This window comes from Pseudomonas sp. B37(2017) (assembly GCF_002112885.1).
Lineage (GTDB): Bacteria > Pseudomonadota > Gammaproteobacteria > Pseudomonadales > Pseudomonadaceae > Aquipseudomonas > Aquipseudomonas paraglycinae.
In genome coordinates, this window is the sequence record NZ_NEIX01000009.1 from 189,338 (window position 1) to 213,734 (window position 24,397).

Annotated in this window: 22 protein-coding genes; 14 read left to right on the top strand and 8 right to left on the bottom strand. The window is 61.6% G+C overall.

The window, feature by feature from the left end; genetic code table 11:
* The first annotated feature begins 4 nt into the window (after nt 1-4).
* From CAF90_RS21980 to cpdA, 3 genes are all read left to right on the top strand, one after another.
* A complete protein-coding gene (locus tag CAF90_RS21980) occupies nt 5-622 on the top strand; it encodes an NUDIX domain-containing protein (protein ID WP_007952223.1) in 618 nt (205 codons plus the stop codon).
* Nucleotides 613-1,065 carry a DUF1249 domain-containing protein gene (locus tag CAF90_RS21985; protein WP_007952222.1) on the top strand — a complete coding sequence of 151 codons (453 nt, stop codon included), beginning with the start codon at nt 613-615 and terminating at the stop codon, nt 1,063-1,065. Before CAF90_RS21980 ends, CAF90_RS21985 begins: the two co-directional genes overlap by 10 nt.
* A gap of 105 nt (nt 1,066-1,170) precedes the next feature.
* Nucleotides 1,171-1,986, top strand: coding sequence for a 3',5'-cyclic-AMP phosphodiesterase (cpdA, locus tag CAF90_RS21990; RefSeq protein WP_085608479.1), 816 nt, complete (start codon nt 1,171-1,173; stop codon nt 1,984-1,986).
* A gap of 24 nt (nt 1,987-2,010) precedes the next feature.
* Here the strand turns inward: cpdA and CAF90_RS21995 are convergent, their stop codons facing one another.
* Nucleotides 2,011-2,910 (bottom strand): hypothetical protein, encoded by a 900-nt coding sequence (locus tag CAF90_RS21995; RefSeq protein WP_085608480.1) that lies wholly within the window; start codon nt 2,908-2,910, stop codon nt 2,011-2,013.
* Nucleotides 2,911-2,912: 2 nt separating this feature from the next.
* Nucleotides 2,913-4,010, bottom strand: a complete 1,098-nt coding sequence (locus CAF90_RS22000; RefSeq protein WP_085608481.1) for a type IV toxin-antitoxin system AbiEi family antitoxin — start codon at nt 4,008-4,010, stop codon at nt 2,913-2,915.
* Between the two features lie 220 nt (nt 4,011-4,230).
* On the opposite strand from CAF90_RS22000, the gene CAF90_RS22005 reads away from it, so the two are divergent.
* From CAF90_RS22005 to CAF90_RS22030, 6 genes are all read left to right on the top strand, one after another.
* Nucleotides 4,231-4,839, top strand: coding sequence for a YqiA/YcfP family alpha/beta fold hydrolase (locus CAF90_RS22005; RefSeq protein ID WP_085608482.1), 609 nt, complete (start codon nt 4,231-4,233; stop codon nt 4,837-4,839).
* A 42-nt stretch (nt 4,840-4,881) separates the two neighbouring features.
* Entirely contained in the window at nt 4,882-6,789 is a 1,908-nt protein-coding gene (gene parE, locus CAF90_RS22010; RefSeq protein ID WP_085608483.1) for a DNA topoisomerase IV subunit B, read from the top strand.
* Nucleotides 6,789-7,778 (top strand): esterase-like activity of phytase family protein, encoded by a 990-nt coding sequence (locus tag CAF90_RS22015; protein WP_085608484.1) that lies wholly within the window; start codon nt 6,789-6,791, stop codon nt 7,776-7,778. The genes parE and CAF90_RS22015 overlap by 1 nt, the downstream gene beginning before the upstream one ends.
* Nucleotides 7,775-8,299 carry a TIGR02281 family clan AA aspartic protease gene (locus CAF90_RS22020; RefSeq protein ID WP_085608485.1) on the top strand — a complete coding sequence of 175 codons (525 nt, stop codon included), beginning with the start codon at nt 7,775-7,777 and terminating at the stop codon, nt 8,297-8,299. Before CAF90_RS22015 ends, CAF90_RS22020 begins: the two co-directional genes overlap by 4 nt.
* Before the next feature lie 7 nt (nt 8,300-8,306).
* On the top strand, nt 8,307-10,571 hold the full coding sequence (gene parC, locus CAF90_RS22025) for a DNA topoisomerase IV subunit A (protein ID WP_085608486.1): 2,265 nt from the start codon (nt 8,307-8,309) through the stop codon (nt 10,569-10,571).
* A 177-nt stretch (nt 10,572-10,748) separates the two neighbouring features.
* Entirely contained in the window at nt 10,749-11,459 is a 711-nt protein-coding gene (locus tag CAF90_RS22030; RefSeq protein ID WP_007952202.1) for a membrane integrity-associated transporter subunit PqiC, read from the top strand.
* 380 nt (nt 11,460-11,839) lie between these two features.
* On the opposite strand, the gene CAF90_RS22035 is transcribed toward CAF90_RS22030, so the two are convergent.
* A complete protein-coding gene (locus tag CAF90_RS22035; RefSeq protein ID WP_085608487.1) occupies nt 11,840-13,348 on the bottom strand; it encodes an AhpA/YtjB family protein in 1,509 nt (502 codons plus the stop codon).
* A 134-nt stretch (nt 13,349-13,482) separates the two neighbouring features.
* On the opposite strand from CAF90_RS22035, the gene serB reads away from it, so the two are divergent.
* Complete coding sequence (gene serB / locus CAF90_RS22040; protein ID WP_085608488.1) at nt 13,483-14,697, top strand: phosphoserine phosphatase SerB; 1,215 nt, start codon at nt 13,483-13,485, stop codon at nt 14,695-14,697.
* Nucleotides 14,698-14,815: 118 nt separating this feature from the next.
* On the opposite strand, the gene CAF90_RS22045 is transcribed toward serB, so the two are convergent.
* Nucleotides 14,816-16,570, bottom strand: a complete 1,755-nt coding sequence (locus CAF90_RS22045; RefSeq protein WP_085608489.1) for a molecular chaperone — start codon at nt 16,568-16,570, stop codon at nt 14,816-14,818.
* 221 nt (nt 16,571-16,791) lie between these two features.
* On the opposite strand from CAF90_RS22045, the gene CAF90_RS22050 reads away from it, so the two are divergent.
* A complete protein-coding gene (locus tag CAF90_RS22050) occupies nt 16,792-17,193 on the top strand; it encodes a hypothetical protein (protein WP_011332171.1) in 402 nt (133 codons plus the stop codon).
* A gap of 60 nt (nt 17,194-17,253) precedes the next feature.
* Here CAF90_RS22050 and asd read toward each other — a convergent pair whose 3' ends face one another.
* The 3 genes from asd to CAF90_RS22065 are packed head-to-tail and all read right to left on the bottom strand — an operon-like array spanning nt 17,254 to nt 20,526.
* A complete protein-coding gene (gene asd, locus CAF90_RS22055) occupies nt 17,254-18,114 on the bottom strand; it encodes an archaetidylserine decarboxylase (protein WP_007952166.1) in 861 nt (286 codons plus the stop codon).
* A gap of 18 nt (nt 18,115-18,132) precedes the next feature.
* Entirely contained in the window at nt 18,133-18,948 is an 816-nt protein-coding gene (locus CAF90_RS22060; RefSeq protein WP_064379082.1) for a rhodanese-like domain-containing protein, read from the bottom strand.
* Between the two features lie 39 nt (nt 18,949-18,987).
* Nucleotides 18,988-20,526 carry an HDOD domain-containing protein gene (locus tag CAF90_RS22065; protein WP_085608490.1) on the bottom strand — a complete coding sequence of 513 codons (1,539 nt, stop codon included), beginning with the start codon at nt 20,524-20,526 and terminating at the stop codon, nt 18,988-18,990.
* Between the two features lie 166 nt (nt 20,527-20,692).
* On the opposite strand from CAF90_RS22065, the gene motA reads away from it, so the two are divergent.
* Together motA and motB are read left to right on the top strand one after the other, a co-directional pair.
* Nucleotides 20,693-21,544: a flagellar motor stator protein MotA gene (gene motA, locus CAF90_RS22070; RefSeq protein ID WP_007952169.1), complete on the top strand. Its 852-nt coding sequence runs from the start codon at nt 20,693-20,695 to the stop codon at nt 21,542-21,544.
* 3 nt (nt 21,545-21,547) lie between these two features.
* The gene (gene motB / locus CAF90_RS22075; protein ID WP_085608491.1) at nt 21,548-22,615 is read left to right on the top strand and encodes a flagellar motor protein MotB; all 1,068 of its coding nucleotides are present in this window, start codon (nt 21,548-21,550) and stop codon (nt 22,613-22,615) included.
* A 56-nt stretch (nt 22,616-22,671) separates the two neighbouring features.
* Here the strand turns inward: motB and rsgA are convergent, their stop codons facing one another.
* Nucleotides 22,672-23,703 (bottom strand): small ribosomal subunit biogenesis GTPase RsgA, encoded by a 1,032-nt coding sequence (gene rsgA / locus CAF90_RS22080; protein ID WP_085608492.1) that lies wholly within the window; start codon nt 23,701-23,703, stop codon nt 22,672-22,674.
* Nucleotides 23,704-23,810: 107 nt separating this feature from the next.
* Here rsgA and orn point away from each other — a divergent pair, with 107 nt between their 5' ends.
* A complete protein-coding gene (orn, locus tag CAF90_RS22085; RefSeq protein WP_085608493.1) occupies nt 23,811-24,353 on the top strand; it encodes an oligoribonuclease in 543 nt (180 codons plus the stop codon).
* Nucleotides 24,354-24,397 lie beyond the last annotated feature (44 nt).

A 24,397-nucleotide genomic window follows, 5' to 3' on the forward strand; every position in this document is an offset into this window, starting at 1 on the left:
GCTCATGACCGATTTTGCCAAAGCCATTCCGACCGCCGTCGATATCGTGCGACGCGAGCAGTGCTACAAGGGCTTCTACAAGCTCGACCGTCTGCACTTGCGCCACGAACTGTTCGCCGGTGGCATGAGCCGCGAAATCAATCGTGAAGTGTTCGTGCGCCACGATGCGGTGTGCATGCTGCCCTACGATCCGCAGCGCGACGAAGTGGTGCTGATCGAGCAGTTTCGCGTCGGCGCTCTGGGCAAGGCGGACAACCCTTGGCTGGTGGAACTGGTCGCCGGTCTGATCGACAAGGACGAACAGCCGGAAGAAGTTGCTCACCGCGAGGCACAGGAGGAAGCTGGGCTGGACATCAAGGCCCTGTGGCCGATGACCAAATACTTTCCATCGCCGGGCGGCAGCAACGAATTCGTGCATTTGTATCTGGGGCGTTGCAGCACCGAAGGCGCGGGCGGCCTGCATGGGCTGGAGGAAGAAGCTGAAGATATTCGCGTCACGGTCTGGGCTTTTGAAGATGCCTTGCAGGCCGTACGTGACGGACGGATTGCCAATGCGGCGAGCATCATCGCCTTGCAGTGGCTGGCGCTCAATCGCGCCGAAGTGAGGGGGCTATGGTCGTAAACAAGCTGCGCGATCGCTACCGCGTCGACCTCGTGGGCCTGCAAGCCGCCTGCGAGGCGAACTACGCGCGCCTGATGCGACTGTTGCCGGACATGCGCAGCGACCCGGAGGCACGGCGCATCGCCGTGACCCAGGGCGACCAGATGCTCGGCGTGCTGACCCTGGAAGTGCTGCAGGCCTGTCCGTACACCACGACCCTGCAAGTGCGTCAGGAACACAGCCTGCCGTGGCTGCCGGTGCCGCAACTGGAAGTGCAGGTCTATCACGACGCGCGCATGGCCGAGGTGATCAGCGCCGAGCATGCGCGACGTTTTCGCGGCGTCTATCCTTACCCGAATGCGGCCATGCATCAGCCGGACGAAAAGGCCCAGCTCAATCTGTTCCTGGGCGAATGGCTGAGTCATTGCCTGGCGTGCGGACACGAATACGCGGCGGTCCGATAACCGCCGCAAGTTGTGAACTGCGTCCGGTTCGCCGGTTTCTCTTTGCGCTGTCCCCCCGCATAATTGCCGCACCTATCCAGTCCCGCGATCCCGGGGGAGAACGCCTTGCCGAGCGTATCGACTTTGACCACCGCCGACACGGCGTTGCTGGTGCAACTCTCTGACAGTCATCTGTTCGCCGAGGCGGACGGAACGCTGCTGGGCATGAACACCCGCGAGAGCCTGCAAAAAGTCATCGAGCTGGTGCTCGAACAGCAACCGCGGATCGACCTGATCGTTGCCAGCGGCGACCTGTCCCAGGACGGTACGCTGGAGTCCTACCAGCAATTCCGGCAGATGACGGCACAGATCGATGCGCCGGCCCGCTGGATCCCCGGTAACCACGACGAACCGCAGATCATGGCTCAGGCGACTGTGAAGAGCGCGCTGCTGGAGTCCGTGGTGGATGTCGGCAACTGGCGCGTGACCCTGCTCGATTCGGCGGTGCCCGGATCGGTGCCGGGGTATTTGCAGGATGACCAACTGCAATTGCTCGCCCGCTCCCTGAGCGAAGCGCCGGATCGCCATCATCTGGTGTGCTTCCACCATCATCCCGTGTCGATCGGTTGCGCCTGGATGGAGCCGATCGGCTTGCGCAATCCCGAGGCGTTTTTCGAAGTGCTCGACCGTTTCCCGCAGGCCCGTGCGGTGCTGTGGGGACATGTCCATCAGGAGATCGACCGCGAACGCAACGGCGTAAGGCTGATGGCGTCGCCGTCGACCTGCATTCAGTTCGAGCCAGGCAGCGAAGACTTCAAGGTCGGCGAACAGGCACCGGGGTATCGCTGGTTGCGATTGCTGCCGGATGGGCGGATCGAGACCGGTGTAGAGCGTGTCACGGGTTTCGATTTTCAGGTTGATTACGGCTCCGACGGTTACTGATTTCTTCGTCCGTGCGGGTTCACCTCAGGTGCGGATCAATCGAAGCACTTGCGTCACGAGACCGGCTGCATATCGTTGGGCTCGAATGCGCTGCTCTGAAGTTTCCTCATCGTTGCCGTAGATGAACTGGCCATACAGCACCGGGCCGGTCAAAAGGTATCCTTCCACACCATTTCCTTCCGCAAATTTTCTTTGCAGAGCGTCCAGGCCTGCTTCCAGAGCATCAGCATGTTTGCCACTTTGGAGCTTGATCACGAACTGATCGGATATGTATTGCGCAGGGCCGGCGTATTGCATGACGTGAATCAGATCGCCTGCGTCCTTGGGTTCTCCACGGCTGTCGAATGCAAGCGCCTTGAGGATGATGAACGCTACCAGATCCGCATACCGGACATCTTCAATCGCAATGCCTTTGCCATCCAGCAGCGTTGCGGTCACGCGTTTTTCTTCGAACCAGTCATGAGTGATTTCCGCATGCTCTATAGCGAGGGCGGAAACCTCTTCACCATCGATGGATATCGTCGAGAACGGTTTTTGCTCGATAGCGCCTCTGAGAAACTCGACGAGTACAACATGCCGGTCGGAAATACGCCGTTGCCAGCGCCAGGCGGATGCCCACCCATTGTCTTCCGTGAAGCGTTCAAAGCCCCGTTCGGCCAACTGCTGGGCCAATGATGCATAGCCTCCGCCCTCGGCGATCACTTGAAGGTTGAGGACCACGTCTACATCCGATGTGCCTGCATGTGGCGGAATGTTCGGAGGCGCTTCGGGCGTGAGGTAACGCGGGACGAGGCCGCCAACCAGTCGAATCGTTGCTTTAAGGGTTCCGAATGCGCCCAGCAGCGTGACGAGAACCTGCTCGCAAGCATTGGTATGGTCGCTGGAGTAGCCGTCAGCGGTTTTAGGCTTGGGGGCCACAGCCATCATCAGATCCTTAGAATGTCTGCACGAAACCGGGCGGCCAGTTCCTTGTTTCTTCCGCGACCATTCAGCAGGTCGATGTATTGAATAAAGGGGCTGGCAAACCATGTTCCCTCATGCTTTTGGCGGAACAGCATTTCTGCGCCGCTGCGCTCAATCAGTACGATGTTCGAGCCTTTCTCGGCGGGTTTCAGTGCCAAAGCTGCCACAAAATCGCTGACGGACTCCGAAGGGATTGCGATCTCGGCGACATCGACTCCGGTCAAAAGAGGTGATAGTGCGTTTGCAGCAGTCGCCCCCGTCACTGCCCAGTCGTCCGGGATGCCTGACTTCATCGCCGTCAGCGAGACTTGAGTGAGGAGATTTTCAGGGCTCGAGGAGAATAGATACCAGCGAGATTTCGTTTCTTTGGATTTCTGGCGGGCGGCAGCCCAGGCGTCGAGCAGCTTTCCCGGTTGGCTGAGTTTACGGCGCTGGTCCCGGCCGCGTCCGTCGGATGTAACCAGCCATTCGAGTTTTTCGAGCTCCTTGAGTACAACGGAGACCGAGTAGACGGATGTTTCAGATGCCTCAGCAAGCTGATAGCCGGTGAACCAGTCTCCCTTCAGGTGGAGAAGAGCGTGTATCACTTTCTCTCTGGAGCGGCTGAAGAGAGAGAAGGTGCCCACCTCTTTTTTGCCTGCGTAAGGGCGCTCGATGTGGATCAGCCACCGATCATGGCGTAGATGCATGGAGCCGCTTGAGTCGTAGTAACCGATGTTTCTTACTTTCAACTCTTCGCGGGCACCTTTGCTCAGGTGTTTCGCAATAACCATGGGTATCACGTTTTTTTCATGAGCATTTGCGCGAAGCCGGGCGCGATAACCCTCCAGTGTCCACGCCGCATCTCGAACATCGCGGGGATAGCCTTCGTTCAGAATCTCGATCGGGACATGCCACTGTTCTTCAGATGCAGTGGCTTCTACTACGGCATCCAGCACGCTTCCTTCGCTTTGAGCCTGCTCGCAGATGCGTATGACCGAAACACCGGTCGCTTCCTCAAGCGCCGAAACGAAACCGGCCAGCAGGCTCTTTTCGTGATGATCAGATACTTTGTTTTGCATGCTTGATCCCAATTTTTTCGGGGGTGATCAGCCAAGGTTATCGATGCAGAATAGGTTATCAGTACGGATAAACAACGAAAGTTCCTTATTTGTTATCAAATTTTGCTTTGTTATCTGATCAGCTAACAAGGCTATTTTTGATAACGAATGGACAGCTGGCCCAACCCACCAAGACTCCCTGTAAACTCCGCTATCTTCAGCCGACGCCCAGGGAGCTCAAATGTCCGGTTCGATTCTCTATATCCATGGTTTCAACAGTGCGCCGGCCTCGAAAAAGGCCTGTCAGCTGGTCGAGGTAATGGAGCGGCTGGGTTTGAGCGATCAACTGCGTGTGCCGGCGCTGCATCACCACCCGCGCCAAGCCATCGGTCAGCTGGAACAGGCAATCGCCGAACTCGGCCGGCCATTGCTGGTGGGAAGCTCGCTCGGCGGCTACTATGCGACTCACCTGGCCGAGCGCCATGGCCTGAAAGCCCTGCTGGTCAACCCGGCCGTCAGTCCGCACCGGATGTTCGACGGATACCTGGGCACCCAGAAAAACCTGTACACCGACGAAACCTGGGAGCTGACCCACGACCACGTGACGGCTCTGGCCGAGCTGGAAGTGCCGGCGCCGCAGGATCCGCAGCGTTATCAGGTATGGTTGCAGACCGGGGATGAAACGCTGGATTATCGCCTTGCCCAGCAGTATTACCGGGCCTGTGCCTTGCGCATCCAGGCCGGCGGCGATCACAGTTTCCAAGGATTTGTTACACAATTGCCGGCATTGCTCAGCTTTGCCGGGATTGGCGCCGATACCTATCAGGCAATCGATTTCACCGCACTGTGAAGTCTTGCCCCATTTTCATTGAATCACTGACGACGAGACCCTATGGCCACTCCCAGCGCTAGCTCCTATAACGCCGACGCCATCGAAGTCCTCTCGGGCCTCGACCCGGTGCGCAAACGCCCCGGCATGTACACCGACACCAGTCGGCCGAACCACCTTGCCCAGGAAGTCATCGACAACAGCGTCGACGAAGCCCTGGCCGGCCACGCCAAATCGATCCAGGTCATCCTCCACGCCGATCACTCGCTGGAAGTCTGCGACGACGGCCGTGGCATGCCGGTCGACATCCACCCGGAAGAGGGCGTTTCGGGCGTCGAACTGATCCTCACCAAGCTCCATGCGGGCGGCAAGTTTTCCAACAAGAACTACCAGTTCTCCGGCGGTCTGCACGGGGTGGGTATTTCGGTGGTCAACGCCTTGTCGACCCAGGTACGGGTGCGGGTCAAACGTGACGGCAACGAATACGAAATGACCTTCGCCGACGGCTTCAAGGCCACCGATCTGCAAGTGATCGGCACCGTCGGCAAGCGCAATACCGGGACCAGCGTGTATTTCGCGCCGGATCCGAAGTACTTCGATTCGCCGAAATTCTCCATCAGCCGCCTCAAGCACGTACTCAAGGCCAAAGCCGTTCTGTGCCCGGGGCTGTTGATCAGCTTCGAAGACAAAGGCACCGGCGAAAAGGTCGAGTGGCATTACGAAGATGGCCTGCGCTCCTACCTGGTAGACGCGGTGAGCGAATTCGAGCGCCTGCCGGACGCGCCGTTCTGCGGCAACCTGGCCGGCACCAAGGAAGCGGTCGAGTGGGCCCTGTTGTGGCTGCCGGAGGGCGGCACTTCGGTCACTGAAAGCTACGTCAACCTGATCCCGACGGAGCAGGGCGGCACCCACGTCAACGGTCTGCGTCAGGGCCTGCTCGACGCGATGCGCGAGTTCTGCGAATTCCGCAGCCTGCTGCCGCGCGGCGTGAAGCTGGCGCCGGAAGACGTTTGGGAGCGCATTGCTTTCGTCCTGTCGATGAAGATGCAGGAGCCGCAATTCTCCGGCCAGACCAAGGAGCGTCTGTCGTCTCGTGAAGCAGCGGCTTTCGTTTCCGGTGTGGTCAAGGACGCGTTCAGCCTGTGGCTCAACGCCAATCCTGAAACCGGTCTGGCGCTGGCCGAACTGGCAATCAGCAACGCCGGCCGTCGCCTGAAAGCGAGCAAAAAGGTCGAGCGCAAACGCATCACCCAGGGGCCGGCATTGCCGGGCAAGCTGGCCGATTGCGCCGGGCAGGATCCGATGCGTTCCGAGCTGTTCCTGGTGGAAGGTGATTCCGCCGGCGGTTCTGCCAAGCAGGCGCGGGACAAGGAATTCCAGGCGATCCTGCCGTTGCGCGGCAAGATCCTCAACACCTGGGAAGTCGACGGCAGCGAAGTGCTGGCCAGTCAGGAGGTGCACAACATTGCCGTGGCCATCGGTGTCGATCCGGGCGCCGAGGACATGAGCCAGCTGCGCTACGGCAAGATCTGCATCCTCGCCGACGCCGACTCCGACGGTCTGCACATCGCAACATTGTTGTGCGCCTTGTTCGTCCAGCATTTCCGCCCGCTGGTGGATGCCGGTCACGTCTACGTGGCGATGCCGCCGCTGTACCGCATCGACCTGGGCAAAGAGATTTTCTACGCCCTGGACGACGCCGAGCGCGACGGGATCCTTGACCGTCTGGTGGCCGAGAAGAAACGCGGCAAGCCGCAGGTCACCCGATTCAAAGGTCTGGGTGAAATGAACCCGCCGCAGCTGCGTGAAACCACCATGGACCCGAACACCCGCCGTCTGGTGCAGTTGACCCTCGGGGACGACTTCGCCGAGACCTCGGAAATGATGGACATGCTGCTGGCGAAGAAACGCGCCGGCGACCGCAAGACCTGGCTTGAATCCAAGGGCAACCTCGCCGAGGTTCTGGCCTGATGCGGTTTGGCTGGGCCTTGGCGGGTGCGTTGCTGCTGGGTTCGATGACGGTGTCGGCAGAGCCTGTGCAAGAGCTGCGCGTGCTCGCCGAACACCCGGTCGAAGGCATGCGCGGCGGCAACCTGTCGGGGCTGGCCTTGTGCGGCAATGACCTGTGGACGGTTTCGGACCGCGACGATGATCAGATCTACCGTCTCGATATCCGCGACCGGGTCTGGCAGGCCACGGCCGTGCGCATCGATCCGCCGAAAGTGCCGGACAGCGGCTTGCCGTGGGGCATCAGTTCGCGCACCTGGGCGGCGTCGTTCATTCGGGGCGGCGATCTGGATTTCGAAGGCATCAGCTGCGACAGCGCCGGCAACCGCTACATCGTCAGCGAAGCCCACGCGGCCGTGCTGCAAGTGCCGCCGCAGGGGCCGTCGTCGTGGCTGAAAATCTCGCCGATGATGGTTCGCGAGGCGCGGGCCAGCGGGATGCTGCTGCAATTCAACGCGATATTCGAAGGCCTGGCGATCAACCCGGCGGGCGATCAGATGTGGCTGGCTGCCGAGCGGCAAAGCCGTGGCTTGTTGCTGATCAAGCGCCAGCAGACAGTGTGGGATTGTGACGGTCGCTGCGTGCTGCTCAGCGAAGGCGGGATGGAAATGCAGCCGCCACAGTTCCCGAAAGCCCGTCCGGTCAATCGGGATTTTTCCGATATCTCCCTGTTCAACGGCAAGCTGTTTACCCTTGAGCGCAACGCGTACCAGATCTGTCGACGCGATGCGCAGACGGCCAAGGTCGAGCTCTGCTGGTCATATGCGGCCGAGCTGTTGCAGGCCAATCGTCGTTACGAGCAGAACTTCGGGCTGGAAGAGGCACTGGTGGTCGATGCTCAAGGTGCATGGATCGGCGTCGACAACAATTTTGGCCCGCGCGCCGATGGCGAGGTTCGCCCGATCATCTGGCGTTTCGCCGCGCCTGAGGGTGGCTGGAGCGCCAAGCCATGAGCCAGCAACCACCGGGCAAACGCACCGGTCGGGTGCTGATGATTCTGGCGTGGTGCGCGGCGCTGTTTCTGGCCACGCGGTTTTTCGGCCAGTGGGAAGAACGCCAGCGCAATCCCAATGTGGAAGTGGCTTCGCAGCAGGGCAATGGTTTTATCGAAGTGAAACTGATCGGCAACGCCCAGGGACATTTTGTCGCCAGCGGCCTGATCAACGGTCGGCCGGTGGAGTTCATGCTCGACACCGGCGCGACCGACGTGGCAATCCCGGCCGAGGTGGCGAAAAACCTCCGGCTGGAAGAAGGTTTCGGTGTGACCCTGAGCACGGCCAATGGCCTGAGCCAGGGCTATCGCACCCGTATCGACCGCCTGCAACTGGGCGACATCGTGCTGCGGGACGTCCGCGCACTGGTGGCGCCGGGGTTGCATGGCGATCAGGTGCTGCTCGGCATGAGCGCCCTGAACAAACTTGAATTTACTCAGCGCGGCGGCACCATGCTGCTGCGCCAGACAACGAACCGATGAGGCCCGCATGAGCGACAACCTTGCAGACAGCTTAGATGGCGTAGAACGCCGGTCGCTGGCTGACTTCACCGAAAATGCCTACCTCAACTACTCCATGTACGTGATCATGGACCGTGCCCTGCCGCATATCGGCGACGGTCTGAAACCGGTACAGCGGCGTATCGTCTACGCCATGAGCGAGCTGGGGCTGGATGCCGATTCCAAGCACAAGAAGTCGGCGCGTACCGTCGGCGACGTGCTCGGCAAGTTCCACCCGCACGGCGACTCGGCGTGCTACGAGGCGATGGTGCTGATGGCCCAGCCGTTCAGCTATCGCTACACGCTGGTGGACGGCCAGGGTAACTGGGGTGCGCCGGATGATCCCAAGTCCTTCGCCGCCATGCGTTACACCGAAGCGCGGCTGTCGCGTTATTCCGAAGTGCTGCTCAGCGAACTGGGCCAGGGCACCGCGGACTGGGGCCCGAACTTCGACGGCACCCTGCAGGAACCGCTGGTGTTGCCGGCACGTTTGCCGAACATCCTGCTTAACGGCACCACCGGTATTGCCGTGGGCATGGCCACCGACGTGCCGCCGCACAACCTGCGCGAAGTTGCCACTGCGTGCGTGCGCCTGCTCGACGAGCCGAAAGCCACGGTCGAACAGCTCTGCGAACACATCCAGGGCCCGGACTACCCGACCGAAGCGGAAATCATCACCCCGCGCGCCGACCTGCTGAAAATGTACGAAACCGGCAAGGGCTCGGTGCGCATGCGCGCCGTGTACCACGTCGAGGACGGCGACATCATCGTTACCGCGCTTCCCCACCAGGTCTCCGGGGCCAAGGTGCTGGAGCAGATCGCCGCGCTGATGCAGGCCAAACCGTCGAAAGCGCCGCAGATCGCCGATCTTCGCGACGAATCCGACCACGAAAACCCGTGCCGCATCGTGATCATCCCGGTCAACAGCCGCGTCGATCACGAAGCGCTGATGCAGCACCTGTTCGCGAGCACCGAGCTGGAGTCGACCTACCGGGTCAACGTCAACATCATCGGTCTGGACGGCAAGCCGCAGCTGAAAAACCTCCGTGCGTTGCTGGTGGAGTGGCTGGAATTCCGCGTGCTGACCGTGCGTCGCCGCCTGCAATTCCGCCTCGACAAGGTCGAGCGTCGCCTGCACCTGTTGGACGGTTTGTTGATCGCTTACCTCAACCTGGATGAAGTGATCCACATCATCCGTACCGAGGAGCATCCGAAAGCCAGGCTGATCGAGCGTTTTGACCTCAGCGAAATCCAGGCTGACTACATCCTCGACACCCGTCTGCGTCAGTTGGCGCGACTGGAAGAGATGAAGCTGCGCGACGAGCAGGACGAACTGCTCAAGGAACAAGCCAAGCTGCAAGCCCTGTTGAGCAGCGAAGCCAAGCTGAAGAAGCTGGTTCGCAGCGAGCTGCTGAAAGATGCTGAAACCTACGGCGATGACCGTCGGTCGCCAATCGTCGAGCGCGCTGAAGCCAAGGCGCTGACCGAGCACGATCTGCTGCCGAACGAGAAAGTGACTGTTGTGCTGTCGGAAAAAGGCTGGATCCGTTCGGCCAAGGGCCACGAGATCGATGCGACCGGCCTGTCGTACAAGGCTGGCGACGGCTTCAAGACCTCGGCGGCGGGGCGTTCGAACCAGTCCGCTGTGGTCATCGACTCCACGGGTCGCAGTTATTCGCTGGCCACCCACACCCTGCCATCGGCACGGGGCCAGGGCGAGCCGTTGACCGGTCGCCTGACGCCGCCGCCGGGCGCCACGTTCGAATGCGTGCTGATGCCTGAAGAGGACTCGCTGTACGTGATCGCCTCCGATGCCGGCTACGGTTTTGTGGTGAAAGGCGAAGACCTGCAAGCCAAGAACAAGGCCGGCAAGGCCCTGTTGAGCCTGCCGAACAACGCCAAGGTGATCGCGCCGCGTCCGGTCGCCGACCGCGAGCACAACTGGCTGGCCTCGGTGACGACCGAGGGTCGCCTGCTGATCTTCAAGATCAGCGATCTGCCACAATTAGGGAAGGGCAAAGGCAACAAGATCATCGGTATTTCCGGTGAGCGTGTGGCCAGTCGCGAAGAATATGTCACGGACATCGCCGTTCTTCCGGAAGGCGCCACTTTGGTGCTGCAGGCCGGAAAACGCACCTTGTCGCTGAAAGCCGACGACCTCGAACACTACAAAGGTGAACGTGGACGTCGTGGTAACAAACTGCCACGTGGCTTCCAGCGGGTGGATGCGCTGCTCGTCGAAAACCTCAATTAAGCGTCCTAGAGCGCCGGATCTACGATTTAACCCGTAGATCGGCGCTTTGGCGCTGGAGTCGGAACGCATATTCACGGATGATATGGCCTTTCCAAGCGCCGGCGTGGCCGAGCGTTCTTCATATTTGTTGAGTATTTTCACTGTGGTCAGCCTTGTGGCGGCCACCTGGACGGGATGATGACTTCTCTGCGCCCCCTTATTTTCCTGCTCGCCGGCGTTCTTGGCCTGGCGGGTTGCAGCGTTCACCAGCCGGTGTCGCTGTATCAGCTGGACAGCGGAAGTCCGGCTCAGCCTGCGCAAAGCTCAGGCATGGCAGTTTTGCTGGGCCCTGTGATCGTTGCCGATTACCTGCAACGGGAAACCCTGTTGCAGCGTCAACCGGACGGCAGCCTGCAAGCCTCGGTCGATGGCCGCTGGGCTGGCAGCCTGTCTTCGGACATCGATCAGTTGCTGTTGCGTCAGGTCGCAGGTCACCTCGACAGTCAGCGCGTCGTGCTGGCGCCGGCCACCGTGGGCTTCACCCCGGACGTGCAGGTGCTGTTGACCATTACGCGTCTGGACTCGGGTCAGTCGCAACCGGCGATCCTCGACGCGCAATGGCGCCTGATCGACCGCCGTGGTCAGGTGCGCGATAACCGCATTGTTCATCTGCAGGAACAGCATGCCGGCACTACCGCCGCGCAGGTGCAGGCGCAAGGCGTGTTGTTGCAGCGTCTGGCGGAGCAGCTGTCGGTAGCGCTCAAGCCGTTGGCCAATCAGCCACCGGTCGCCGAGGCGCCGCGCAAACCGGCACCGAAACCGGCAGCACCGGCGGCGGAAGCCGAGAAGCAGCCGAAGATCCCGATGGCTTCGCCGATTCGAACGGATATGGAAGTGTTCCGCTTCTAAGGCTGGAACGAGTCAGAACAGAGCCCGCCTTGTGCGGGCTTTGTTGTGTCTGGGGTTCTGAGTAGAAGATCAAAAGCTCCCTCACCCCAGCCCTCTCCCGGAGGGAGAGGGAGCCGACCGAGGTGTCTGGCGTCATACATCGACCTGAAAGATCTTGGCGATAATGGATTTTGCGCAGTGCGGTATTACGATTATGGATTCGGCACAGCACGCTCAGGTCGGCGTAGATCCCGAGCATCCCCCGATCGGTCCCCTCTCCCTATGGGAGAGGGCTAGGGTGAGGGGGCTCTCAAGGCCAGGCGCGATCAAGAAAACGCCACGCACAAAAAAGCCCGCAGGCAATCACTCGTCTGCGGGCTTCGTTGTAACTGGTCTAAGGCTTAAGCCCGACGCTCATGCATCCGCGCCAGCTGCCGCTCAAGCATCGACGGATAAGGCTCCATCAACCGCTCCACACAACAAGCCCCCTCAGGGCTGGCAATCGGCCGGATCCGCGCACGCTGGCGGATCAGCGCGTCGTCACCGATCTTGCGTTCCACCAGCAGCAGGTTGCGGCTGTGTTGCGACAGGGCCAGGGCGTCCTGGGCGGAGTCGGTCAGCAACAAGTCGATCTGGCTCAGACCAAACAGCTCATCGCCGAGGGTCAGGCCCAGCTGCAATTGCAGGGTGATGCCGCTGTCGGCGACTTCGATCTGCAACTGGTGGCCCAGCGCCCGCAGCAGCTCGCCGCAGCAGATGGCGTTGGTCAGGTAATCGTCGCCGCTGTCTTCGGTGTGGAACAGCATCAGCGTACTGCCGTCGTTCAGGGTTTCGATTTCGCCCTGATACAGCGACGCGGCCTGTTCCAGGCAGTCGCGATAGCGATCCTGCAACTCTTCCAGACGTGCGCGCGGCAAACGGCGAAGTTGTTCCTGCGAACCCAGTTGCACCGCCAGCACCGCCGTATGTTGCGGCACGCTTGGGGTCGGTCGGCGCACTGCCGGTTGCGCTGCTTCGTCCAGCGATTCGTCACGCAGATCGGCGAACGGGTCTTCGTCATCGTCGTCTTCAACGGTGCTGACCACATGGCGTGGCGCAGGCTTCTGCGCGGCCATCGGGCGGCTCTCGTCGAAACTCGGATCACGCAGGTTGCGCACTTCGAATTCCGGCTCGTCGTCCTCGAACTCGGGTTCCGGCTCGGGCTCCGGTTCAGCCGGCTCCGGGGCATAGTTGGCGTGCAACTGGCGGGCAAGATCACCGATCTCGTCCTGACGCTCGATCCCCGGCGTGTATTCGTCGATCCGGCGCAGCCACACACGCAATTGCAGCAGCGGCGTGGAAATGTGCCGGCCCAGACGCAGGCTCAGGGCCAGGGACAGTGCCAGCAGGATCGCACTCAGGATGCCCATGCTTTGCAGGCTGATGGTCATCGGCTGCTGGAACTGATCCATGTCCAGGCTGATGCGCAGTTGCCCGGCGGTCACGTCCTGGAAGGTGATCTTGCTCTCGTACATGCCCTCGGCTTCGCCGAGCAGGCCGTGCTTGGGCCGCTGACCGGACTCGGCGAGGATGCGGTTGTCCACGCTGTAGATGGCGGCGTGGGCCACCAGCTTGTTCTTGGTCAGGTTGTTGAGCAGCACGTTGAGGCTGAGGATGTCGTTGGACACCAGCAGCTCGGTGGCGGAGGTGGCGGTCTGCGTGGTCAGGCTTTCGCCCAGCGCATCGGCCTGCTCGTGCATGGCCTGCTTGAACTGCAGGCCCATCACGCAGGCATAGATCACCAGGGCCAGGGCGACCAGGATCACGTTATGGCTGGCAATGCGCAATGCAATCGGTACACGGCGGTGGCGCAGTGCACGGAAGATCAGCAGGAAGAAGTTATCGGTTTTAACTGGCGTGGGCCGGTTCACTGAGCTCGGCTCTTTTGTCCGTGAAGTTGACGCGCAGTATAGCGACAGGCCCTAGACCGGCAAAGCGCTGGCGGTGCCCGATGGTCACTGAAAGTGGGTAGAATGCGGTTTTTTTCCAGTTGCGGGGGTGCGCGTTGCGCGAAATCGTCCTGATTAACATCACGGGAGTCGACCGTCCGGGTCTGACAGCGGCCATTACCGGTGTTCTGGCCCAGGGTGGTGTGAATATCCTCGACATCGGTCAGGCGGTGATCCACGACATGCTGTCGTTCGGCATCCTCGTGGAAATCCCCGACTCCGAGCAAGGCAAGTCGGTGCTCAAGGACATCCTGTTCAAGGGCTATGAGCTCGACCAGCAGGTGCGCTTCACCCCGGTGTCCGAAGAGGATTACCAGCAATGGGTGGGCAATCAGGGCAAGAAACGCCACATCGTTACCCTGCTGACCCGCAAGGTCACCGCCGGCCAGTTGCAGGCCGTGAGCTCGATCACCGCCAAATACGGCCTGAACATCGACCATATCGACCGTCTGTCGGGTCGCATGCCGCTGGACACCCCGGCTGACAAGGGTAAGGGCTGCATCGAGTTCTCCGTGCGTGGCGAAGCGGCCGACCCGCAGGCGCTGCGCGCCGAGTTCCTCAGCGTGGCTCAGGAACTGAACGTCGACATCGCCTTCCAGGAAGATTCGCTGTTCCGTCGCAACCGTCGTCTGGCGGTGTTCGACATGGACTCGACCCTGATCGAAGCCGAAGTCATCGACGAGCTGGCGAAAGCCGCCGGCGTCGGCGATCAGGTTTCGGAAATCACCGAGCGGGCAATGGCCGGCGAGCTGGATTTTCGCGCCAGCTTCAAAGAGCGTCTGGCGCTGCTCAAGGGGCTGGATGTCAGCGTGCTCGACTCGATCGGCGCCTCCCTGCGTCTGACCGAGGGTGCCGAATCCCTGTTCGCCGAACTCAAGCGTCTGGGCTACAAGACCGCGATCCTGTCGGGCGGCTTCACCTACTTCGCCAAACAGTTGCAGGCCAAACTCGGCATCGACTACGTGTTCGCCAACGAACTGGAAGTGGTCGACGGCAAGTGCACCGGCGTGGCGATCGAGCCGATCGTCGATGCCCAGCGCAAGGCCGATCTGCTGAAGCAGTTGGCTGAAAAAGAAGGTTTGCGTCTGGAGCAGACCATCGCCGTGGGCGACGGCGCCAATGACCTGCCGATGCTGGCGATTGCCGGTCTGGGCGTGGCGTTCCGCGCCAAGCCGCTGGTCAAGCAGTCGGCGAAGCAGGCGATCTCGACCCTCGGTCTGGATGGCGTGCTGTACCTGCTGGGCTTCCGGGATCGCGACGGGCAGCTCTGAAAGCTCTGCCGCCTGAGCTGCCCCCTTCGCGAGCAAGCCCGCTCCCACATTGGAATGCATTTCAAATGTGGGAGCGGGCTTGCTCGCGAAGGGGGCGCCCCGGATTATCAGACTCCACTCAAAGGGACTTCCACAACGAGTCGAAATCCTCCTCGCTCCCGCCATTCCTGGCCGCCTCCAGCGAGCGATAGGCAAACTGATTGAAACTGTGAGTGCTGGCCACCCGCCGATCCAGCCCGGCGCGGTGCTCTTCGCCCTGGGTGTTGATCAGCACTTTATTGCCTTCCTGAAACGGCAGCCGTGGCGCGAGTAATGTCGCCGGCAAATCGATCGCACTGATCTCCGGCAACAGCAAACCGCGCAGATACTGGCTGTGATCATCCCGCGAACGCACCAGTTGCAACCCGCACGGCCGGGCATGGGGCGCCACCAGTTCGATGCCCATTTGCGTGCCGGCGCCGCGCACCTGGCGGATCCAGCGCACCACGGCAATGCTCCAGCCCTGGTTGAGGCTGTCCTGAATCCCGACCATTTCCCCAGCCTGCAATTCGGCCGGTACGTCCTTTGGCCAAGCAAGGCAATAACCGCCGGGGCTGTGGTTGATCACCGGCAAGGCATAGGTCGGGTAATGCGGCGGACTGTCGGCGTCGCCTTCATCGTCGATCAGCGGTTCGTAGCGGATTTCCTCGTAGGGCAACAATTCATCGGACGTGCTCTGTGGTGCGGCATCGAACGCCTGGCTCCAGCTGTCCTTTTCGCCCTGAACCACCGCGCGGCTGAAATTCGCCGCACGGGCCCCGGGGTGCTTGAGCAGTTCGCTGAAGGTGCGCTCGCCGCCAAGGTAGAAGTGCAGGGCGCTCATGCCGACACACACGGTCAGGTTGCCCTGGCCGACGGTGCGCTTGAAGCTGCGTTCGGCGGCTTCGCCCCAGGTGGCGTGCAGGTGTTGCAGGGTGTCGAGGGTCAGGCCGGACGGCACGGGCAGCGGCGAGGTCGCATCCTGATGCAGCAGGTGGGCCTCGATGGCATTCACCAGCGGTTGCGGATCGAAACCGAGCAGACTGGCTTGTTGCTCGCTACGGAATTGGGAGCGGTAGCGCGGGCCGGCGTCGATCTCTGCCGAAACCGCGAACAACCCTTCGCCCGGATGGGCGGGATGCAGTTTCAGCCACGCACTCCATGGTTCCACTACTTGGGCCAGACGCGCGATCTGGTTCTGGCGCAACTGATTGCAACGGGCGCTGCCCAGCAGCAGGGCCGCAAGGTAGGTCTGTTCGACACTCAGCTCGCCGGTCAGGCTGGCAAGGTCGTCGCGCACCCGGCGATGTTGCAGTTGCAGCTCGCAGGCACAGCGAAACAATTGATGCAGTTCGAACCACAGCTGTTCCGGTGCGGCGCTGTACAGCTGCGTGGCGCGAACCAGTTGCCCTTTCAACGCATGAGTCGCCCGTTGCAGCGCTTCGCTCACAAGCGCTGCGCGATCCCGGGAATACTTGGGCGCGATCCGCGCAATGATCTGTTTGTAACCGATGGCCAGCTGACTTTGCAGGGCCTGGCACAGGTTGCTGATCTTGCGTGAGCGCTCATCGAGCATGATCGCCTGATGCAGAAAATGCCGTTCCAGGTGCTGGCAGACGAAGTAAACCTCGGGGCGTAACAGTTCCAGCAGATGCAGGCGATTGTCGCTGGGGGTCAGCAGTTGATTGAGTTCGCCGAGGCCTTGATACAGCAGGCGCGCGGTTTCGCCGATGTTGGCCTTGGGCAGGCCGGCGATCCAGCGCTTGAGGTCGCGCGGGGTGGCTTCACAGAAAGACAGGCGCAACTGCGTGGGCGTCGGGGCACTCAGTTTCGGTTGGGATCGTGGCTCACTCATGCCGTGACAAGCTCCGGCGGCGAATAGGGCAATGCCAAAAACTCTAGCAGTTGTGCTCTGTTTCGCAGGCGATTGTCAGGCTTTTTTACCGTTGGTCTGCTGGCCTGGTGCCATTTCGGCAGGCGCTACTAGGCTCTCAGGCGTGCGATCGGAAACGCACGGTTGCACGGCTTGCCGCAACGTCGGGCAGGTCTCTGAAAAACTTCAAGGAGATGAGGTTCATGTCTAAATACGCAGTGGCAAATCAATGGGGCGGTAGTTCGGCACCTTGGCATCCGGGTGGAACCTGGGTGCTGGGCGCGCGGGACAACCAGAACGTCGTCGCGATCGAGATCAAGTCCGGCGACGGTGGCAAAAGCTTCACCGGCACCATGACCTACGCCGGCGAAGGCCCTATTGGCTTCAAGGCTCAGCGCACTGGCCAGAACCAGTACAACGTCGAAAACCAGTGGGGTGGCAACGATGCCCCGTGGCATCCAGGTGGCAAGTGGGTGATCGGCGGGCGGGATAACCAGAACGTTATCGCGTTGAGCGTCACGTCCAGTGACGGAGGGAAAAACCTCAGCGGCACCAATACCTACGCCAACGAAGGGCCGATCGGCTTCCGTGGGCAGATAGAGTAACGGCGCCACTCAGGTCGTGTCCGCCCCTTCGCAGACGTGCGAAAGGGCGGATCAACAGGTTCAGGCGTTGGACAGTGCCAGGGCCTGACCCATCTGTACCGGCGAGCCGGCTTTCAATTCTTCAACCCATTTCACCTGATCCGGCCCGAACAGCACGATCGCGGTCGAACCCAGCTTGAAGCGCCCCAGTTCCGCGCCTTTTTCCAGATGAATCGGCGCACGGGCGGCTTCGTCGTAACGGAAGGTTTTCAGCTCGCGCTTCGGCGGCGTGACCAGACCGGCCCACACGGTTTCGATCGATGCCACGATCATCGCGCCCACCAATACCACGGCCATCGGCCCGCGCTCGGTGTCGAAGATGCACGCCACGCGCTCGTTGCGGGCAAACAGCTCCGGAACGTTTTCCGCGGTTGTCTGGTTGACCGAGAAGATCCGGCCCGGGATGTAGACCATTTCGCGCAGGGTGCCGGCCAGCGGCATGTGCACGCGGTGGTAGTCCTTTGGCGACAGGTAAACAGTCGCGAATTCACCGCCCATGAACGGCGCCGCATTGGCCGCGTCGCCACCCAGCAGTTCCAGCACGCTGAAGCTGTGGCCCTTGGCCTGGAAGATGCGACCGTGTTCGATCGGGCCGAGCTGGCTGATCGCACCGTCGGCCGGGCTGAGGATCGCGCCCGGGGTCTGATCCAGCGGGCGTGCGCCGTCTTTCAGGGCGCGGGTGAAGAAGGCGTTGAAGTGCTCGTAAGCGGTGACGTCTTCAACCAGTGCCTGCGACATGTCCACCTGATAACGCTTGGCGAACCAGGTGGTGAAGGCATTCTTGAACCAGCGCACGCGGCACTCGGCGACGCAGCCGGCCAGGCGCGACAGCAAGTGATGCGGCAGCAGGTACTGGCTGATGATAAACAAACGCTCTTTCATGACTGTCCTTAAAAATCCTTAAAGCTCGACGGGGGTGTCGGGGTGGTTGCCCCATTCGCCCCAGGAACCGGCGTAGCCCTTGACCCGCGGATAACCGAGGGCCTTGGCCACCAGATAAGTGAAACCGGACCGGTGATGGGTCTGGCAGTGGGTAATGATTTCTTTGTCTTTGGTGATCCCGAGGTTTTCGAGGATCTGCGGCATGTCGGTACGGATGCGCAACTGGCGCGCCTGATCCATGCCCGCCGTCCATTCGAAATTGACCGCGCCGGGGATGTGTCCGCCCTTGGCCGCCAGGACTTTCTCGCCGGAGTACTCCAGCGGCCCGCGAGCGTCCCAGATTGCCAGGTCAGCGGCGCCGAGACGGCTTTGCAGGTATTCGCGGGTGGCGGTCGGTTCCTCGTGCAGCGTCAGGGCAACCGGGCCGCCCGCCGCCGGAGGAATCTGGATCGACATCGGCGAACCTTCCGCCAGCCACGCCGGCAGACCGCCGTCGAGGTAGTGATACTTGTCGTGACCGATCACGTCGAGCAGCCAGATGAAGCGCCCGGCCCAGCCACCGCCTTCGTCGTCATAGACCACGTAGACCGCGTCTTTGCGATGGCCCAGCTCACCGAACAGTTCTTCGAGTTTTTCCTTGCTCGGCAACAGGCCCGGAGCCGGCGCCTGACCCAGCTGGGTGCGTTTCGGATCAACAAAACGTGCGCCGGGAATATGTCCCTCGGCGTAGCGGGCGGCACTGGTCAGATCCACCAGAATCAGATCGCGGGATTCGAGGCGCGGCAGCAGGTCGCTCGGCTCGATCACCAGGGCCAGGCCAGAGAAATCAGACATGTGAGGTCTCCAGAGCACAAAGGGGAAGGATTGTAGCTGTCATTGGCCGCGCTGGCTAAAACTGTGCAGGGCTTTCTCGATGCACTGCGCGGTTTTGCCGAAGGCTTGCACGGTGATGTCGGCGAACGGCCCGCCACCCTGGTCGGCGACCACGATCATGATCACCCGGCCGTTGTTCACCAGCGAGCGCAGGAATAGATGTTCGCCACGGAACAGCGTGCGCAGCGAGGGCGGCAGCAGGGCGGAAAACTGGGCGTTGTTGTCCGGGGTGATGCGTACTTGCGCCTGCTGCGCGAGCAAGCGTTGCAGCACCGAACTCTGGCTGACGACGAAATTGAGCGCAGCGGCTTCCTTCGGCAGCCCCGAGGTTTGATGGACGCGCAGATTGGCGTGGCTGCGGTCGGCCATCAGGATCATCACCCGGCGCATACCGCTGGCGACCAGCGCATCGCGGGCGGCGACGGTCAGGCTCATGGCATTGGTGAAGCGGCTTGGCACAGCCAGCAACTCGGCGCATTGCCGGCGCCACTGGGTCAGGTCTTCAGCGGAAGGCGCCGCAGCCGGGAGCATTCCGGCGGGCAGGCGACGGGTGCCCCACGGCCACAGCAGCGAAACCGCCGGGTGCCACAGGTCCGGCATGGAATGATGGCGAGCGCTGACGGCGGCCTGTTGGTGCAGCTGCTGTTGCACCTCGTCCATCGAGATTTGCAGGTAGAGGCTGGTCAGGAATTGCCAGCGCTCACTGTGCGGACTGTCCCAGGCCTGTTGCGCCGAGAGTGCCAGGCCGTTGGCCAGCAGCACGGTGTTGGCCGGCTGGTTGAGCCAGCGGCGCAGGGTCGGGTCGTCGTCGAGGCGGTTTTGCTGGCGCAACGGATGATCGACGTCGCGGGCAATACGCAGGACCTTGACCAGTTCGCGCTGCTCGGTCAGCAGCAGCCGATAACCTTGCTGCACCCAGATCGGCAGACGCCAGGCTTCGACCAGCGCTTCGCCGATTTTCAGCAGGCGTACGCCGAACAATTGCTTCTCTACTGCACGGGCGGATTCACCCTTGTGGATAACCCGGACTTCCCACTCTTCAAGCAATTTGGGAAAGGTCAGCGCCAACGGCCACAGCGGCGACAGAAACAGCAGGCTGCCCCAATGAATGTCCTGCCACAGTCGCGCCAGGCGACTGGCAAAAAAACCGTTAGCCTGTTGCGTGGCGTGCTGGCTGATCATCTGCAACTGGCGCAGGGCCTGGGGGATTTGTGCGGCAGGTTCGGCGGGCAGGCGAGCGAGCAGTTCTTCGGTACGGCCAAGGCCGAGACGATTGATCGCCACTTCGAGGTTTTCCGCAGGCGCGGTCATGTTGCCGTGGGTGTGGCGGTTGGCTTCGCGGATGATGCTCAGGGCCAGCGCCGGACTGTCCTGCATCAGGTCGGCGATGTCGCGCAGCGAGCTGCGGTCATCGCGAATCGCCCGGCAGACCCGGTCATGGGCATCTTGCGGCACCGGCAGGCGAACGCTGTCGAGCAGCTTCACCCAGCCATCGAGTGTGGTCGGTTTTACGTGTGGGACGTTCGTTTCATTAGCCATGTCTGGACGAGATATTCACTGACTGTAGACGCGCCCGGCATGGGCTAAATTGGCTTTTCGCCTGAACTGGCTATAGTCTGGCGCAGTTTTGCCGATAAGTAGAAGAAGAGATTTTTTAACTTCCGAATATGACCTTGAACCCGACTTAAATAAGTACTTTCTACCTATGGCTAAAATTATCGGCATCATCGTCGTATTCGCGAGCGTGCTCGGCGGATACGTGCTCTCCCACGGCAAGATTGCCGCTCTGATCCAGCCCTTCGAGGTGATGATCATCGGCGGTGCTGCACTCGGTGCATTCCTGCAGGCCAACCCCGGCTACATGACGATGCACGTGCTCAAGAAATCCCTGAGCATGTTCAGTTCGCGTTTCAGCCACACGTTCTATCTGGAAGTGCTGGGCCTGATCTACGAGATCCTCAACAAGAGCCGCCGCGAAGGCATGATGGCCATCGAAGGCGACATCGAAGACGCCGCCGCGAGCCCGATCTTCGCCAAGTACCCGGCGGTCCTGAAAGACGAACGCATGACTGCGTTCATCTGCGATTACCTGCGCATCATGTCCTCCGGCAACATGGCTCCCCACGAGCTGGAAGGCCTGTTCGACATGGAACTGTACAGCCTGAAGGAAGACCTCGAGCATCCGTCCCACGCGGTGAACGGCATCGCCGACGCCATGCCGGGTTTCGGTATCGTCGCGGCGGTACTGGGTATCGTGGTGACCATGGCCTCCTTGGGTGAAGGCGATCAGAAGTCCATCGGTCTGCACGTAGGTGCGGCACTCGTGGGTACCTTCTTCGGTATTCTCGCGGCGTACGGTTTCTTCGGCCCGCTGGCGCACTCCCTGGCGCACGATGCCAAGGAAGAGCTGAACGTCTACGAAGCCATCAAGGCTTCGCTGGTGGCTTCGGCTTCCGGTATGCCGCCGTCGCTGGCTGTCGAGTTCGGTCGCAAGGTTCTGTACCCGGCTCACCGTCCAAGCTTTGCCGAGCTGGAACAAGCCGTTCGCGGTCGTTAAGTCATGGAAAATAACCAGCCGATAATCATCAAGCGCGTCAAGCGCATCGCCGGCGGGCATCACGGCGGAGCGTGGAAGATCGCCTTCGCCGACTTCGCGACGGCGATGATGGCGTTCTTCCTGGTGTTGTGGCTGCTGTCCACCGCGACCCCGGAACAGAAGATCGCCATCGCCGGTTACTTCAAGGACCCGGTCGGTTTCTCCGAGAGCGGCACGCCGTACATCATCGATCTGGGCGGTACGCCGACCCTCGCGCCGGAAAACACCCTCAACCCTGAAGTGAAGTCGCAGCCGCAGCCGGACAAGGTCACGGTCGACACCGAACAGGTTGAAGGCATGGCCGAGCAGGTCGAGAAGGAACGCCTGGAACTGCTGCTGCAAGAACTGCAGAACAAGGTCGACGAGAACCCGCAACTGCAGAAATTCAAGGACCAGATCCTGTTCGAGATCACGCCGAACGGCTTGCGCATCCAGATCATGGACGCCGAGAACCGGCCGATGTTCGACTCCGGTTCTGCACGCCTGAAACCGTACTTCGAAGACATCCTGCTGGCCATGGCCGACACCATCAAAGCGGTGCCGAACAAGATCAGCATCAGCGGTCACACCGATGCCAAGCCTTACGTGGGCAATGGCGACTTCGGCAACTGGGAGCTTTCGGCCAACCGTGCCAACGCCGCCCGGCGTGCACTGGTGGCAGGCAGTTATCCGGATGCTCAAGTGGCGCGGGTTGTTGGTTACGCCTCGTCGGCGCTGTTCGACAAGGAGAACCCGTTCAACCCGGTCAACCGCCGCATCGACATCGTGGTGCTGACCAAGAAGGCCCAGGCGGCCATCGAAGGTTCGCAAGGTGCCGACCCGTCGCAACCGGCAGATCAAGGCCAGAACGGCGCCGCGCCGGCCACCCCGGTCGACCCGAACGCCTTGCCGGCGGATCAGCAGCCGGTACCGGCCCACGAGTTGCGCGAACGGCTGAACCTGTTCGACGACCCGCTGCCGAAACCGACGGAACCGGGTGCAGCGGCACCAGCCCCGGCGCCTGCTGCACCGGCTCCCGCGCCGAAACAGTGACCCACAAAAAAGCCGCGAGATGATCGCGGCTTTTTTGTGTCTGGCTACTTAATGGTTCAGTAGCCGTTTTCCGGCAAACTGGCGATGATCGAGCGGTAGCTGTTCATTCGCTGCTGCTGCACGCGGCCGTCTTCCAGGGCCTTGAGCAGTGCGCATCCCGGTTCGCGGTCGTGTTTGCAGTCGCGGAAGCGGCAGGTGCCGAGCAGGTCGTTGAACTCGATGAAACCGGCTTCGACGTCGGCGCGGCTGACGTGGCCGAGGCCGAATTCACGGATGCCCGGGGAGTCGATCAGTTCGCCGCCGCCGGGGAAGTGGAACAGGCGTGCGGTGGTCGTGGTGTGCGTGCCCTGGCCGGACAGCTCGGACAGCGGGCCGACGCGGGTTTCGACTTCCGGCAGCAGGCTGTTGACCAGCGACGACTTGCCGACACCGGACTGGCCGACGAACACGCTGATGCGCCCGTCGAGCTGTTGCTGCAATTGCTCCATGCCGTTGCCGTGGTGCGCTGAGACTTCCAGCACCGGGTAACCCAGCGTGCGATAGACCGCCAGCAGGGCATTCAGCGCCGGGGCGTTCTGATCGTCGATCAGGTCGAATTTGTTCAGCAGCAGCAACGGGCGGATGCCCGCGTGCTCCGCCGCGACCAGATAACGGTCGATCAGGTTCGCATGAGGCTCGGGAAGCGGGGCGAAGACGATGACGATCATGTCGACGTTGGCGGCCACCGGTTTGAGCTGGCCACGGCTGTCCGGGCGGCAGAGTTCAGTAGTGCGCGGCAGTTGCGCGACGATCACGCCGATGCCCTGGTTGCCGGCGCGCCAGACCACCTGGTCGCCGGTCACCAGCGCTGGCAGGTTGGCCCGCAAGTGGCAGCGGAAGACCTGGCCGGCCAGTTCGCCGTCAACGGCCTCGACCTCGACCTGCACGCCGAAGTGGGCGATCACCAGGCCGTGCTGTTCCGGGCCCAGATCGCCGCCTTCGAGCGCCTCGACAGCCGAGGACTCGCGTTTGGCGGCGCGGGCGGCGCGCTCGCCCTGAATCTTTTCGATGCGCCAGTTTTGACGACGATTGAGTTGGCGTTTGGCCATGGGTGTTCCGTCTGAAGAATGCAGCGATTAGGTAAAACGGCCGCGAGTTTAGCACGCCCGGCAGGCTGCCTAGGCTAAACTGCGCAGCATTGCTCAGGAGCCGAAATATGCAAAACCCGCAGAATCTGATCTGGATCGACCTCGAAATGACCGGTCTGGATCCGGAAAACGACGTGATCATCGAAATGGCCACCATCGTCACCGACAGTGACCTGAACACCCTGGCCGAAGGCCCGGTGATCGCCATTCACCACAGCGACGAAGTCCTCGCCCGCATGGACGAGTGGAACACCCGCACTCACGGCAACTCGGGCCTGACCCAGCGCGTGCGTGAAAGCCGCGTGAGCATGGCCGAGGCCGAAGCCGAAACCATCGCCTTCCTCGAACAGTGGGTGCCGAAGGGCAAGTCGCCGATCTGTGGCAATAGCATCTGCCAGGATCGCCGCTTCCTTTATACCCACATGAAGTCGCTGGAAAGCTACTTCCACTACCGCAACCTCGACGTTTCCACGCTCAAGGAACTGGCCGCGCGCTGGGCGCCGGACGTACGCGACAGCTTCAAGAAGGGCAGCACCCACCTGGCGCTGGACGACATCCGCGAATCCATCGCCGAGCTGCAGCACTACCGCAAGCATTTCATCAAGTTCTGAGATCGGCACCCACGCCGAGGTGCCCTCTTTTGGTGCCTCGGCGA

Coding starts and splice junctions, on each gene's coding strand:
- CAF90_RS21980 (WP_007952223.1), top strand. CDS start 5: ATGACCGATTTTGCCAAAGCCATTCCGACCGCCGTCGATATCGTGCGA.
- CAF90_RS21985 (WP_007952222.1), top strand. CDS start 613: ATGGTCGTAAACAAGCTGCGCGATCGCTACCGCGTCGACCTCGTGGGC.
- CAF90_RS21995 (WP_085608480.1), bottom strand. CDS start 2,910: ATGGCTGTGGCCCCCAAGCCTAAAACCGCTGACGGCTACTCCAGCGAC.
- CAF90_RS22000 (WP_085608481.1), bottom strand. CDS start 4,010: ATGCAAAACAAAGTATCTGATCATCACGAAAAGAGCCTGCTGGCCGGT.
- CAF90_RS22005 (WP_085608482.1), top strand. CDS start 4,231: ATGTCCGGTTCGATTCTCTATATCCATGGTTTCAACAGTGCGCCGGCC.
- parE (WP_085608483.1), top strand. CDS start 4,882: ATGGCCACTCCCAGCGCTAGCTCCTATAACGCCGACGCCATCGAAGTC.
- CAF90_RS22015 (WP_085608484.1), top strand. CDS start 6,789: ATGCGGTTTGGCTGGGCCTTGGCGGGTGCGTTGCTGCTGGGTTCGATG.
- CAF90_RS22020 (WP_085608485.1), top strand. CDS start 7,775: ATGAGCCAGCAACCACCGGGCAAACGCACCGGTCGGGTGCTGATGATT.
- parC (WP_085608486.1), top strand. CDS start 8,307: ATGAGCGACAACCTTGCAGACAGCTTAGATGGCGTAGAACGCCGGTCG.
- CAF90_RS22030 (WP_007952202.1), top strand. CDS start 10,749: ATGACTTCTCTGCGCCCCCTTATTTTCCTGCTCGCCGGCGTTCTTGGC.
- CAF90_RS22045 (WP_085608489.1), bottom strand. CDS start 16,570: ATGAGTGAGCCACGATCCCAACCGAAACTGAGTGCCCCGACGCCCACG.
- CAF90_RS22050 (WP_011332171.1), top strand. CDS start 16,792: ATGTCTAAATACGCAGTGGCAAATCAATGGGGCGGTAGTTCGGCACCT.
- asd (WP_007952166.1), bottom strand. CDS start 18,114: ATGAAAGAGCGTTTGTTTATCATCAGCCAGTACCTGCTGCCGCATCAC.
- CAF90_RS22060 (WP_064379082.1), bottom strand. CDS start 18,948: ATGTCTGATTTCTCTGGCCTGGCCCTGGTGATCGAGCCGAGCGACCTG.
- CAF90_RS22065 (WP_085608490.1), bottom strand. CDS start 20,526: ATGGCTAATGAAACGAACGTCCCACACGTAAAACCGACCACACTCGAT.
- motA (WP_007952169.1), top strand. CDS start 20,693: ATGGCTAAAATTATCGGCATCATCGTCGTATTCGCGAGCGTGCTCGGC.
- motB (WP_085608491.1), top strand. CDS start 21,548: ATGGAAAATAACCAGCCGATAATCATCAAGCGCGTCAAGCGCATCGCC.
- rsgA (WP_085608492.1), bottom strand. CDS start 23,703: ATGGCCAAACGCCAACTCAATCGTCGTCAAAACTGGCGCATCGAAAAG.
- orn (WP_085608493.1), top strand. CDS start 23,811: ATGCAAAACCCGCAGAATCTGATCTGGATCGACCTCGAAATGACCGGT.